The organism is Paenisporosarcina sp. FSL H8-0542 (assembly GCF_038632915.1).
Lineage (GTDB): Bacteria > Bacillota > Bacilli > Bacillales_A > Planococcaceae > Paenisporosarcina.
Genome location: NZ_CP152050.1, coordinates 3,449,118 through 3,462,020 on the forward strand (window position 1 = coordinate 3,449,118; position 12,903 = coordinate 3,462,020).

Here is a 12,903-nt window from a genome sequence, read left to right on the forward strand (position 1 = left end):
CCCTTAACAGAACGTCGTTTGCATCGCCAGTTCCACTTGAACTAACATTGCTCGATACGCTTCCAAAATATCTTTTGCTTCAAATTTCACAATCGTTGTTCCAGGTTCTATTTCACAGCCAGGCATAATGGCTGCCCATTCGGCTTGACCATAGTTGGTAAATTCAATTCGCAACGTTGGGGTTTTTGGTGGGGTAAGTGGTTTAACCAAATGACGATTGTCCACTGCTTTTTGGATTTGTTCAGTCAACAGTGCATGTGATTTTTCCGGATGCATCGTTTTGACCGCTTGGCGAGTGATTGACTCTTTTACTGCAACTGTTGTGATGTTTGGAATGAGTGCCGCTGCTTCACGACATGCTCCGTCATCTCCAGCAACCATGATGACCGGTACACCAAAATGACCCGCCACATATGCATTGAACCCAAGCTCTCCAATTTCCACGTCATTGATGAACATGTTTCGCACTCCAAAAATCATCGAGTGACTCATTACACCTGGTTGTCCTGCACGTGAATGATAGCCTGCGAAAATCGCACCATCATAAGTTTCATCGAGTGCCTGTACCATTGAGTAAGGTTTCACTCCACCCGTGATCAGCATGGCTTCAGGATTCAAATCTTCAACAAGTAAGTTGTTCATTTGTGAATGGCTATCGTTCACCAAAATATCGGTAGCCCCTTTTTTCAGTAAGCCTTCAATAATGGCATTTGCTTCGTTTGTCATGATACGACGGGCGCGTTCATAGTTGTGTTTCTTCGAATCTACGAAAGTGTGATCAGGTAAACCTGTAATCCCTTCCATATCGATCGAGATAAAAAATTTCATATTCTTGATGTCCCCCTCATGCCATTGACTCATATTTTTATTATTATGAATTTTTACTTATTGTTATTATTAAAAGATATCAAATTTTTTAGAATATTTCAATATAGTTTGAGGGTTTTTTTCGTTTCCCGAAATGATTTGACGGAGAGAAATTCCACTTCCAACAAAATACTTGAAGACCACAAAATATATCCGAAGGGACCCCAATTAAATTGCTAGTCCCCACGGATAAAATGGCATAGACACCGACACACATCTGCCCTCAATTTTTTCTACAAAAAGATTTCAGTTGACATCTTCTTTCATGCGTACTACGATAGGAACAACTTTTTTGTTCGGGATTTAGGCAGAAGGTGTCGGGAGCGACATCGCCGGTGAGAACACCAAGAGTTGAGATGAGTTGAGTTGAGAAAAATCGATGACAAAGAATAGTAGCACAAGTACGTCTTCATAGAGAGTCAGCGGCTGGTGGAAGCTGATAGGCAACTTGGTGTGAATGGTCTTTGGAGAGTTTCCCAGAATGTCAGTACGGGAAAACGTGTGATCTACGTTACAGGTCCTAAAGCGAAAGCCGTTATTGGCTTTTAATTTGAGGTGGCACCGCGGTCATTCCGTCCTCTGTACATGAACTCTTCTGTTCATGTACAGGGGATTTTTTTGTTTCCTGGTGCAAATGAGCTGAGCAGAGGAGAGATTTACATGCAAACACATTCAGTAAAAACAGCACGAATTACCATCAACGGGGACACTTTATCGCCCATCGCCATTTTCAAAAGGTTACAGGGAACGCGGAAATTCCTGCTGGAAAGTTCTTTGAAACATGAAGCGTCGGGTCGCTATTCTTTCATCGGCGCAAATCCAGTGAAAGAATTTCGTGGTTCAGCCAACGATTTGATAGAGCATTCACTTCTAACAGGTGAAATCACCGTGCACTGCGGAAAGCCTATCGAATTATTGAAAACGTTACTTCCCATTGTTGACGATGATCTGGAATTCCCTTTCAATGGTGGTGCAATTGGCTACATTGGCTATGACGTCATCGCACACTATGAAGACATTGGGCCAGCCCTCCCTGACGAACGTGATATGCCCGATATCCATTTGCTCGTTTATGAAACCGTCGTTGTATATGACCATCAAAAACAAGATGTCACCATTTTGCATAACGGCACAGCCCTTTCTCTTATCAATGATGTTGTACGCCAACTGGCAGTAAAGGAATGTGAAGAAGAATGTGTACAATCTACCCTTCCCTTCACATCCAATGTGAGCAAACAAGCGTTTATCGATAACGTAGTGCGCGCAAAAGAATGTATCCGGGCGGGAGAAATTTTTCAAATTGTGTTATCTCAACGATTGCAGGCAACGTATACAGGTGACCCTTTCATGCTTTACCGGAAATTACGGAAAGACAATCCTTCCCCCTATATGTTTTACGTAGATTTTGATGAACATGTAGTGCTCGGTGCATCTCCAGAAAGTTTAATGAGCATTCAAGGTAATCGGGTGACGACAAATCCGATTGCTGGAACTAGACGACGAGGTCACACACCTGGAGAAGATGCACAACTTGAAAAAGAATTGCTCGCCGATCCGAAAGAACTTGCCGAACACCGGATGCTGGTGGACTTGGGAAGAAATGATTTGGGTCGTATTACCGAAGTGGGCAGCGTCCATCTAACGAAATACATGAGCATTGAAAAATACCAGCACGTCATGCACATCGTTTCCGAAGTTGCTGGCACGTTGCGTAATAATCAGCATCCTCTTGATGCACTAGTCGCTTGTTTACCTGCAGGAACGGTATCGGGTGCACCGAAAATTCGTGCCATGCAAATCATTCAAGAGTTGGAAAATGTAAAACGAGGCGTTTATGCCGGAGCAGTTGGTTATATCGGTTTTAATGGCAATATCGATATCGCGTTAGCCATTCGAACATTGGTCATCAAAAATCAAACCGCTTATGTCCAGGCAGGTGCAGGCATTGTCTATGATTCCAATCCACTAGCAGAATTCGAAGAGACGTTGCACAAAGCGAAGTCGTTATTGGAGGTGCTGTCATGATTTTGCTGCTAGACCACTACGATTCGTTTACGTACAACTTGTATCAAAGCTTATCGATGCTCGGTGAAGAAGTAAAAGTTGTCAGATATGATGAAATTTCGATAGATGAAATCCGTCAGTTGAACCCAAAAGCAATCGTGCTATCGCCCGGTCCTGGGTCACCAAATGACAAGTTGCACTCTTTATCAATCATCAATGAATTCCATCAAACCATCCCAATGCTCGGGGTGTGCTTGGGTCACCAACTTCTTGGAGTGGCATTTGGTGGCAAAATCAAACGGGCAACGCTGGTCATGCATGGAAAAGTTTCTGCCATTCGGCATTCACATGCAGGAATGTTTGCCTACCTGCCGCAACCCTTACCCGTCATGCGCTACCATTCGCTCGTCTTGGAGGATCTGCCTTCATGTTTTAAGACAACAGCCATTTCGATGGACGATCAAAGTATTATGGCAATTCAACATTTGGATTACCCGCTTTACGGCTTGCAGTTCCATCCAGAATCAATTGGAACGCGTGATGGGGATAAAATCCTTCAAGCCTTTTTAACAGATATAGCTCAGCCTATAGAGATTTAGTCAGAGGAGAGATTGAGATGAGACGATTTACAGTGAGTGTACGTAGTGGAACGTCACTGACGTACAGTGAGATGAGAGAAGCAACGAACGCCATGTTTTCAGAAGATATTGCAGGCGTGGATATCGCGAATTTTTTAAGTGCCCTATCAAAAAAAGGCGAAACTACCGAAGAAATAACTGCACTTGTTGAAGTGTTACGTGAAAATGCTACACAGATTCCTGTTACCTCTTCCCATGTATTCGATAATTGCGGAACTGGAGGCGATGGTTCCCAAAGTTTTAATATCAGCACCACTTCGGCCTTTGTCTTGGCGGGAGCAGGACTGAAAATCGCAAAGCACGGGAACCGTAGCATTTCGAGCAGAACGGGCAGCGCGGATGTACTCGAAGAGCTCGGCATTGCTTTGGATTTCCAACCACGCGAAGTGGAAGACTTATTAAATCAAAAGAATATCGCTTTCCTATTCGCCCCATATGTCCATCCGAAAATGAAACGGATTCAATCCATTCGTAAGTCTCTGGGAAAACCGACGATTTTCAATATGATTGGCCCATTAACCAATCCCGTGACATTAACATCCCAAATGGTCGGCGTATATCGCCAGGATAAATTGATGGATATTGCAGCAGCCCTATATCGTCTGGGCCGAAAAAGAGCAATCGTCTTGAGTGGTGCCGATGGAATGGATGAAGCTTCTTTATCCGGAGACAACCACCTCGTACTTATGAAGAACGGCGACTACATCCCTTTTACATTGAATGCCGAAGAAATGGGCTTGTCATTTGCTCCACTTGAAGCGATTCGCGGTGGGGACGCCAAGGTTAACGCAGCCATTTTAAAAAGCGTGCTACGGGGTGAATCTTCACCTTATATGGATACCGTATTGTTGAATGCAGGAATCGGTTTGTTTGCGGCAGACATCGTTTCTACCATTCAAGAAGGCGTTCACCAGGCACGAAAGAGCATTGAAACAGGTAGTGCGCTCAGTGTGTTGGAATCAGTCGTCACTTACAGTCAAAATCGAAGTCATTTGGAGGTGAACGCATGACGATTTTAGAGAAGATTTTAGAAGTAAAAAAACTGGAAGTGATAGAGTTATTGGAACAAGAAGGACAATTTGAATTTTCTAAAACACTTACTGACAAGCCTTCTTTATTTGAGACTTTATATAACACGCAGCACTTACAGGTCATCTCTGAAATTAAACGCGCCTCCCCTTCGAAAGGTTTGATTGATGGTAATGTCGATCCCGTACAGCAGGCACTCGCTTATGAAAAAGCTGGTGCAGCTGCAATTTCTGTATTGACTGATCAACAATTTTTCAAAGGCTCGATGGATGATTTACATGCAGTATCATCAGCCGTCAATCTTCCCGTCCTCTGCAAGGACTTTATCATTCACCCTTTGCAGATTGAAGAGGCAAAACGTGCTGGCGCATCTATCATTCTGTTGATTGTCGCTGCGCTTGATCAACAGAGTCTTAGCGAATTATTTGACTATGCTAGTAAGTTGGATTTGGAGGTTTTGGTTGAAGTTCATAATGTCGAAGAATTGCAGAGAGCCTTAGCAATCGATGCAAAAATCATCGGCGTAAATAATCGTAATCTCAAAACGTTCGAAGTAGATTTAGCAAACACTTCGCAAATTGCCGCTCACTTCCCTTTTCATGAACAACGCGTATTGATTAGTGAAAGTGGGATTGGAAACATCTCAGATGCTGTTTTAGTTGCGGATGCTGGAGCGCACGGAGTGCTGGTTGGAGAAACGTTAATGCGTAGTGAAAATATTGACGAAATATTGCGTTCGTTTCACGTGAAACGTGGTGAATTGTGATGACAAGAGTCAAAATTTGCGGATTGATGGAACTGGAAGATGTAAAAACAGCAGTTGATTCTGGAGCAGACGCAATTGGTTTTGTATTCGCTCCTAGTCGACGCCAGCTAACGGTTGAAACCGCCAAGAAACTTGCTAGTTCAGTTCCAAATGATGTGTTGAGAATTGGTGTATTCGTCAATGAAACAACGGATGAAGTGAATCGCATCGCAGGAGAAGTATCATTGGATATGGTTCAACTGCATGGAGATGAAGCACCCGAATATGTTCGACAAATATTCCTTCCTACCATTAAATCCTTATCGATAAAAAGTTTTGAAGATGTGCGAAAGGCTTCGCAATTTGAAGTCGATTATTTCTTGTTTGATGCACCAGGCGTGGAGTTTCGCGGAGGATCGGGTCAGTCATTTGACTGGAAACTCCTTGAAAAAGCTAATATTCCACTTGAGAAAGTCATATTAGCCGGTGGTCTGAATGAAAGAAACGTAAGAGAAGCAATTAAAACCGTCAATCCTTTTATGGTGGATGTATCCAGTGGTGTCGAGACGGAGCAAAGAAAAGATGCAGTAAAAATCCGCACGTTTATCCGTGCAGTTCGAGGTGAGGAGAGATGAGCATGCAAACTACCTACAACCAACCAAACACTACCGGTCATTATGGCAGATTCGGCGGTCGATTCGTCCCCGAGACATTAATGCAAGCCGTGATTGAACTTGAGGAAGCTTACGACTTAGCTATCAAGGACGAAGCATTTCTTGAGGAATTCCGCTACTACTTGAAAGATTATGTGGGACGGGAAAATCCCCTTTACTTTGCTGAACGTTTGACGAAAAAAATGGGCGGCGCCAAGATCTACTTGAAACGTGAAGATCTCAATCATACAGGCGCTCACAAAATCAACAACACAATCGGACAGGCACTTCTTGCGGTCCGTATGGGTAAACCAAAAGTCGTTGCTGAAACAGGCGCTGGCCAGCATGGTGTGGCAACCGCAACGGTTTGTGCACTGCTGGATTTAGAGTGTGTGATTTTCATGGGAGAAGAAGACGTCCGTCGTCAGCAACTGAATGTATTCCGCATGGAGCTGCTTGGTGCGAAAGTTATTTCCGTAACCCAAGGCAGTCGAACGTTGAAGGATGCGGTTAATGAAGCGCTGCGTTATTGGGTGACAAATGTCGAGGATACTCATTACATTATGGGTTCGGTTTTAGGACCACACCCCTTCCCTAAAATTGTGCGTGATTTCCAGCGTGTCATTGGGGATGAAACGCGTAAGCAAATCGTTGAAAAAGAAGGCCGTCTGCCAGATGCGATTGTTGCTTGTATTGGTGGAGGCAGTAATGCCATGGGAATGTTTTATCCCTTCATAGAAGACAAAGACGTGAAATTATTCGGCGTCGAAGCTGCTGGTGCAGGACTGGATACCGATAAGCACGCCGCCACATTGACGAAAGGTTCTGTAGGAGTTTTGCACGGAGCACTAATGTATTTACTGCAGGATGATGCAGGTCAGATTCAAGAAGCACACTCTATTTCAGCAGGACTCGATTATCCAGGAATAGGACCCGAGCATAGCTACTTACATGAAAATGGCCGTGTTGAATACACATCAGTAACAGACGAACAGGCTTTGGCGGGTGTTCAACTGTTAGCTCGTACGGAGGGCATCCTCCCCGCTCTCGAATCAGCTCATGCGATTCATTTTGCCGCTGAACTGGCTGCTGATTTGGATAAAGATGAAATTGTCGTGATTTGTTTATCTGGTCGTGGAGATAAAGATGTTGTCACAGTGCGTGATGCACTTGGAGGTGGAACGAATGACTAAACTGAAGTTGCAAACTGCCATAGAACAACAAGTCGAAACAGGTGGAAAAGCATTTATTCCTTATGTCATGGCCGGTGACGGAGGGTTATCAAAACTCCGTGAACAATTACTGTTTCTTCAAGATGCTGGTGCTACTGCGGTAGAACTAGGAATTCCTTTTTCAGATCCCGTTGCAGATGGCCCGACCATTCAAGAGGCTGGGAAACGTGCGTTGGCTGAAGGTGTGACCTTGCGTGGTGTATTGGAAGAAATCGAACGAGTTCATAGTGAAGTTACGATTCCGATTGTCTTGATGACCTATTTGAATCCGGTGTTCCGTTATGGCATAGAGGCATTCGCTAAGGATTGTGCAAATGTCGGCGTGAGTGGATTGATTGTTCCAGATTTGCCACTTGAAGAAAGTGGGATGGTGAAGGATGAGTTCTCAAAACACGATTTGGCTCTCATTCAATTGGTCAGTTTAACAAGCCCTCCCGAGCGTATTGAACGAATTGCAAAAGCTTCAGAAGGATTTCTGTACGCCGTTACGGTGACGGGCATTACGGGTGCGCGCGCAGAGTTTGCTATGAACGTCGGAGACCATTTGGCGAAGCTTAAAGAAGTGAGCCCAGTTCCAGTCATGGCAGGCTTCGGGATTTCCACGCCTGAGCAGGTTCGGGAAATGGGTAAACTGGCAGACGGCGTCATTGTGGGAAGCCGTATAGTTGATGCATTGCATGAAGGAAATCTTGATAGTATCAGAGAGTTGATTGCTGCATCGAAATCAGTGGAAATCGTATAAAACTAGTTTGGACCTCATGCGCATTCGTATGTGGTCTTTTTTCAGGAGAGAGTTGGGGGAAACGGAATAAATACTAGTTGAGGCCGAATAAAACTCGTGCGTTACAGTTTAAATTTTTTCATCTTCCTTAGGAAAGTGAAACACTTATGTTTCCTTACTCGTCAAAGTTATATAAAGGAGGAAGAAATTTGAAAATGAAACCTTTGTTAATTGCCATTTTATTATTTACTTCGCTTTGGATTACTGGATGTTCGAACGATACGGTTACCGCAGGAAAAGAAGTTAAGGTCAATGAAAATGAATTTCCTCCATCTATTTCTGGAGTCGTTAGAGTTAATAATGCACAACATGAAATGGTAGTTGGAGGTTATAAATGGGAAAGAAAACAAGGTTCTGAAACTCAGGTTGTCCAAACTGACTCCGCTTCCCCATACCAAATCGCTGAAGATTTCAAAGCCATTGCTTTAGAACAGAATCAAAAAGTGACGATTGATGTTGAAGAAAATCCCGAACTATATGTTTACTTATGGAATAAGGATGGAAGAGAAAAAGAAATTACATTGAAAGATAATCAAATAACGGTTCCTGCAAGTAAAGGTCAATATATATATGAAGTGTTAGCAAAATGGAAAAACGGTGAAGTTTCCTACACCTTTGTGGCTGAAGTGAAATAAAAATTCACTTTTACGTAATTGAAAATTACATTTTGACGATCAGTACAGCAAAGTTATAACGTTGTTTTAACATAGAAAAATCTTTCTCATGATGTGATTTTATTGCCCGATTCCTGTTTATTGGATTTGGTTATTTCGATTGGTTGCACGGGCTTCTGGAAATAAAAATATCAACTATTATTAAACGAATAAATGTTATCACTGGCACCTTTGTCTATTTTCCAGCTATCCTTTGTGCATCTTGTTCAGCATTTATTTTCATGAGCTCGTTTGCAAATATTGAAATACCTGTTGCAATTAATCCTACTGCCAACCATCGAATACCAATTGGTTCCATAAAAGTATTAAAATAAGTCAACGTCAATATAAGGCACCCGAACAATAAAAACAGTGTTGCGATTAAACTATTCATCTTTCTTTCACCTCGCTCTAATTAGTAATACTCACACCGATAAAACTACATTCAATCATTCAAGTTTAATTTAACTAATTCTCTTTTATTCCCGTTACTCCTTCTCCTTTAATAAAACAGGAATGGTGATGTGTCTTTCTGAAGAAGAATCGTGTCCATTCCACAGCGAATGGTCAGAAACTGAGATTGAGTGGACGAAAAACCATTTTGAATGGACAAAAACCTTGATTGAGTTGTCATAAAACCAAATTGAATGGACGAAAACCCACAGCGAATGGTCAGAAAAAAAGCAACCCAATTGAGCTTTACAATTGGGTTGCTTCGTCACTTCTAAAATACGGTTTTCATCGTAATAAATTTCAGTTCGGTCATTTCATCGACGGCAAACTTAATGCCTTCACGCCCATATCCACTCATCTTGATGCCACCATACGGCATGTTGTCTGTACGGAAAGTAGGAATGTCGTTTATGATGACGGCTCCCGCTTCAATTTCATCTGCGGCCTTCATAGCATCCGTTAAGACATTGGTGTAAATCGCTGCATTCAATCCAAATTGTGAAGCATTCACCCACTCAATTGCTTCATCCAGTGTATCGTAAGGAATGACGGAAACAATGGGTGCAAAGACTTCCTCACATACAACTTTCATGTCTTCTTTAGCACCTGTCAAAATAGTTGGATGCAACTGACGCTCTGTAAATTCGCCACCTGTGGCAACAGTTGCTCCTTGCGATTTGGCTTCTTCAATCCAGCCGACGATGCGTTTTACTTCGTCCGGATGGATCATGGAACCTATATCGGTTTGTTCATCCAGTGGATCACCCACTATTAATTTTTTCGTTTCTTCCACGAATCCTTGCACGAATTCATCGTACACTTCGCGGTTTACGTAAATGCGTTGTAAAGAAATACATACTTGTCCTGAAAAGCTGAATGCCCCTTCCGCACAACGTTTAACAATTTTTTCGATTGGCACACTTGGCTCCACAATCAAGGCTGCGTTTGAACCCAGCTCAAGCGTAATTTTGCGTAGACCTACTTTTTCTTTAATTTTCAATCCGACAGGAACACTTCCGGTAAATGTCACTTTTTTGACCGCTGGATGTGTAATGAGTGAGTCACTTAAATCACTCCCGCTCCCTGTTATAATTTGAAGGGCACCATCCGGCAAACCAGCTTCCTTGAAAATATCAGCCATAACCAATGCACTCAATGGTGTTTGTGTTGCCGGCTTTAAGACTACCGTATTTCCAACTGCAAAAGCAGGTCCCAGTTTATGCGCCACTAAATTGAATGGGAAATTAAAGGGCGTGATTGCCGCAACAACGCCGATAGCCTCTTTTTTTGTCCATCCGATTCGGTTCGCACCTCCAGGGGCAGCATCCATCGGAATGGTTTCCCCACGGTACTGCTTCGCTTCTTCTGCAGCAAATTGATAGGTCGCAATCGTGCGATCTACTTCACCACGTGCCGTTTTCAACGGTTTTCCCGCTTCTTGTGCCAATGTCATTGCGAGTTCTTCTTTACGCTCTCGCATAATGTTGACCACTTTATATAAAATTTCTGCCCGATCATATGCCGTCCATTTTTTGAAGGAATGAAAAGCCTGTTCGGCACCAGCAATTGCTACTTTCACATCATCCGGTGATCCCTTTGCCACTTTTGCAAGTAATTTTCCATCATAGGGAGCTTTCAAATCATATGTTTCACTTGCTTCGCGCCAATCTCCATTAATCCAAAGTCCGGTTTCTTTCAAAAGAAACACCTCCTGAGGTTGATATATATACATTCGTCATTATTCTATCATTCTCCTCCAACACTTGACGCGACTGCCGCATTCGTTGCTGCCATCGTAGCAATCATGGCGGCTTGTTGCGCTTGCAACATTAGTTCAATGGTAGTGGCAAAACTGACTGAGGTTGTTCCTTCATTATCGATAATGTGTTTCGTTTCGAGTTGGACTGCGATAGGTAAAATCATATCTTTGTACCAATTGAAAAGCTTCATTGTTTCCAGTTGACGGTACGTATCAATGACATGTTGCAATTCTACATCTTTAATTTCCAAGGCAGCCAAAAATCCGATCATGACATAGTGCATGGATTTCACTTTGATTCCGGCACTTTTCAGCTGATCTCGTATATGCACAGCTTGCCCAACCAGATTAGCTTGATAGCTCGAACTCTTGTATGTAAGAACTTGCGACATCCATTGAAGTTCATTCCCCATATAAAAACCTTGTGGTCTAAGTTCCGTATAATAGCGATTCATAGTGGCTGCTCTTTCTTTCGTATCTCCCGGTAATTTCCCAAGCATGACTGCATACGGCACATCATCAGGCTGCGTCAGGAATGGGTGATGTGATTTCATCGCATCATATAAGTGTTTTGCTTGTTCCGCATGTAGTCCTTGTAGAGTTGCATCATCGCTCATCAAAAGTGCTGCTAAATAACTGTATACATTGTTTTTGAACCCTGCTGATTTTAATTTAACTTGCTTCGTCAATAAGTTATCAATTGAAATGGCAGGATCTTCATCTTCCTTCGCCAAAAATGCAACCATCATGTAGTGAATGTGTGAGCGGAGTGGAGATGTCCAACCCGTTTTTTGTTTGATTGCGTCCGAGGTTGCCAAGAAGCGTTTGCCGTCAAACGTTTTACCTGTCGTGACAAAGTAATTTGCTATCGATAACGTAATTCGTTTATCGGTAGTCCATCCAACTGCGTTCTTTACTTGTTCAAATGTTGTTTGCAAATCTTGTTTCACTTTATCCATCGTCATATCATCCACTCCCTTTACCAACATTTACGAAGAATGATGATTAAAAGTTTCATTCATCCACATTCTCAATTCTTGTTCATATGGAATTTTCTTTTGACGCAAGTTCTCTTCAAGTTCGATTAACTTGTCTGATTGCCATTGCTCCAAGTGATCATGGTCCCAGGATTTCTGAAATAACAAATACAAAAATACTTCCCTTATTTGTAGGAACAGTGTGAGTTGGGTTAAATCGGCTTCTGTGAGTGACCGACTACTTGTATATCCTTTCAGAAAATGCTTCAAAAATTCTTGTTGGAACGTGATCCATTCTGGATGATACGAGCTTCCCGTCCACAGGGCATGATAAATAGAAGTCGATAAATCTTGGACGAACCAATTGTAAGCACAATCATCGAAATCAAAAATAATGAGTTGTTGAGCTTTCACGAAAAAATTCCCTTGATGCAAATCATTGTGAATCAATCCGAAGCGTTCTTTGGTTTTTGGAAAAGTAGCCAATCTTGACTTGTAGTCATCGTAAATTTCCTTTAGCCAAGGTTCACTCTCTTCCAACATGGATGGCATTGGATTTATTTCTTCATCATCCATCCAAACAGGGCGATTGATTTTCTCTTCCATGTTTTCACTGATGCCATGCAATTTTGCAATTGTTTTTCCCCACTCGTAAAAGAATGCATTGTTCCACTGAGAGAGATCCGACACATCTATTTCTTTATCTTCTACATATTGAAATACCGTCAGCCAATAGCTTTCATTGTCGATTATTAATGTTGATATGCATTTGCCATTAATCGTGATTACGTCTGGGGTATATATTTGATTTCTTTTTAGTAAATCGATATATCCTAGTTCAGCCTCTATCAATGCTTTTGACCTTTTAAGAAATGGTGTCAAACGGGCAATATAAGGTCGATTATTCATCTGAAAGTGAAACACAACATTTTGGAAACCACCCGATAATCGTTTTACATTTGTAATGTCCTGATTGGTTAACTTCGATAAGCTTAATAAAATTTTATGACTATCCATACTGTTTACTTCCATTTCTTATTTAAATTTGCATAGAAAAAACGGATATTTAGAGAATTTTGGGATATACCAACTACAAAGAATTATAGCGAAAG

The 12,903-nt window shown here is 42.2% G+C and carries 13 protein-coding genes and 1 other annotated feature; of the genes, 8 read left to right on the forward strand and 5 right to left on the reverse strand.

The window, feature by feature from the left end:
* Window positions 1-3 precede the first annotated feature (3 nt).
* A complete protein-coding gene (locus MHH33_RS17270) occupies window positions 4-828 on the reverse strand; it encodes a M55 family metallopeptidase (RefSeq protein WP_342542487.1) in 825 nt (274 codons plus the stop codon).
* Window positions 829-1,237: 409 nt separating this feature from the next.
* Window positions 1,238-1,450 (forward strand) — a binding site (T-box leader).
* Between the two features lie 77 nt (window positions 1,451-1,527).
* On the opposite strand from MHH33_RS17270, the gene trpE reads away from it, so the two are divergent.
* The 8 genes from trpE to MHH33_RS17310 all read left to right on the forward strand — a co-directional run bounded on the left by trpE (window position 1,528) and on the right by MHH33_RS17310 (window position 8,584).
* Window positions 1,528-2,892, forward strand: coding sequence for an anthranilate synthase component I (gene trpE, locus MHH33_RS17275; RefSeq protein WP_342542488.1), 1,365 nt, complete (start codon window positions 1,528-1,530; stop codon window positions 2,890-2,892).
* Entirely contained in the window at window positions 2,889-3,470 is a 582-nt protein-coding gene (locus tag MHH33_RS17280) for an aminodeoxychorismate/anthranilate synthase component II (RefSeq protein ID WP_342542489.1), read from the forward strand. The genes trpE and MHH33_RS17280 overlap by 4 nt, the downstream gene beginning before the upstream one ends.
* Before the next feature lie 17 nt (window positions 3,471-3,487).
* On the forward strand, window positions 3,488-4,519 hold the full coding sequence (gene trpD, locus MHH33_RS17285; protein WP_342542490.1) for an anthranilate phosphoribosyltransferase: 1,032 nt from the start codon (window positions 3,488-3,490) through the stop codon (window positions 4,517-4,519).
* Window positions 4,516-5,304 (forward strand): indole-3-glycerol phosphate synthase TrpC, encoded by a 789-nt coding sequence (gene trpC, locus MHH33_RS17290; RefSeq protein WP_342542491.1) that lies wholly within the window; start codon window positions 4,516-4,518, stop codon window positions 5,302-5,304. Before trpD ends, trpC begins: the two co-directional genes overlap by 4 nt.
* A complete protein-coding gene (locus MHH33_RS17295) occupies window positions 5,304-5,918 on the forward strand; it encodes a phosphoribosylanthranilate isomerase (RefSeq protein WP_342542492.1) in 615 nt (204 codons plus the stop codon). The genes trpC and MHH33_RS17295 overlap by 1 nt, the downstream gene beginning before the upstream one ends.
* A 2-nt stretch (window positions 5,919-5,920) precedes the next feature.
* Window positions 5,921-7,129 (forward strand): tryptophan synthase subunit beta, encoded by a 1,209-nt coding sequence (gene trpB / locus MHH33_RS17300; protein WP_342542493.1) that lies wholly within the window; start codon window positions 5,921-5,923, stop codon window positions 7,127-7,129.
* On the forward strand, window positions 7,122-7,910 hold the full coding sequence (gene trpA / locus MHH33_RS17305; protein WP_036659568.1) for a tryptophan synthase subunit alpha: 789 nt from the start codon (window positions 7,122-7,124) through the stop codon (window positions 7,908-7,910). The genes trpB and trpA overlap by 8 nt, the downstream gene beginning before the upstream one ends.
* A gap of 194 nt (window positions 7,911-8,104) precedes the next feature.
* Window positions 8,105-8,584, forward strand: a complete 480-nt coding sequence (locus MHH33_RS17310) for a hypothetical protein (RefSeq protein WP_231391138.1) — start codon at window positions 8,105-8,107, stop codon at window positions 8,582-8,584.
* 214 nt (window positions 8,585-8,798) lie between these two features.
* Here MHH33_RS17310 and MHH33_RS17315 read toward each other — a convergent pair whose 3' ends face one another.
* The 4 genes from MHH33_RS17315 to MHH33_RS17330 form a co-directional block, all read right to left on the reverse strand.
* A complete protein-coding gene (locus tag MHH33_RS17315; RefSeq protein WP_016428771.1) occupies window positions 8,799-8,996 on the reverse strand; it encodes a hypothetical protein in 198 nt (65 codons plus the stop codon).
* Window positions 8,997-9,326: 330 nt separating this feature from the next.
* Entirely contained in the window at window positions 9,327-10,754 is a 1,428-nt protein-coding gene (locus MHH33_RS17320; RefSeq protein ID WP_342542495.1) for an aldehyde dehydrogenase family protein, read from the reverse strand.
* A 47-nt stretch (window positions 10,755-10,801) separates the two neighbouring features.
* A complete protein-coding gene (locus MHH33_RS17325) occupies window positions 10,802-11,779 on the reverse strand; it encodes a DUF4003 family protein (RefSeq protein ID WP_342542496.1) in 978 nt (325 codons plus the stop codon).
* Between the two features lie 24 nt (window positions 11,780-11,803).
* The gene (locus MHH33_RS17330) at window positions 11,804-12,808 is read right to left on the reverse strand and encodes a phosphotransferase (RefSeq protein ID WP_342542497.1); all 1,005 of its coding nucleotides are present in this window, start codon (window positions 12,806-12,808) and stop codon (window positions 11,804-11,806) included.
* Window positions 12,809-12,903 lie beyond the last annotated feature (95 nt).

Coding starts and splice junctions, on each gene's coding strand:
- MHH33_RS17270 (WP_342542487.1), bottom strand. CDS start 828: ATGAAATTTTTTATCTCGATCGATATGGAAGGGATTACAGGTTTACCT.
- MHH33_RS17315 (WP_016428771.1), bottom strand. CDS start 8,996: ATGAATAGTTTAATCGCAACACTGTTTTTATTGTTCGGGTGCCTTATA.
- trpD (WP_342542490.1), top strand. CDS start 3,488: ATGAGACGATTTACAGTGAGTGTACGTAGTGGAACGTCACTGACGTAC.
- MHH33_RS17310 (WP_231391138.1), top strand. CDS start 8,105: ATGAAACCTTTGTTAATTGCCATTTTATTATTTACTTCGCTTTGGATT.
- trpA (WP_036659568.1), top strand. CDS start 7,122: ATGACTAAACTGAAGTTGCAAACTGCCATAGAACAACAAGTCGAAACA.
- MHH33_RS17295 (WP_342542492.1), top strand. CDS start 5,304: ATGACAAGAGTCAAAATTTGCGGATTGATGGAACTGGAAGATGTAAAA.
- MHH33_RS17330 (WP_342542497.1), bottom strand. CDS start 12,808: ATGGATAGTCATAAAATTTTATTAAGCTTATCGAAGTTAACCAATCAG.
- trpE (WP_342542488.1), top strand. CDS start 1,528: ATGCAAACACATTCAGTAAAAACAGCACGAATTACCATCAACGGGGAC.
- MHH33_RS17325 (WP_342542496.1), bottom strand. CDS start 11,779: ATGACGATGGATAAAGTGAAACAAGATTTGCAAACAACATTTGAACAA.
- trpC (WP_342542491.1), top strand. CDS start 4,516: ATGACGATTTTAGAGAAGATTTTAGAAGTAAAAAAACTGGAAGTGATA.
- trpB (WP_342542493.1), top strand. CDS start 5,921: ATGCAAACTACCTACAACCAACCAAACACTACCGGTCATTATGGCAGA.
- MHH33_RS17280 (WP_342542489.1), top strand. CDS start 2,889: ATGATTTTGCTGCTAGACCACTACGATTCGTTTACGTACAACTTGTAT.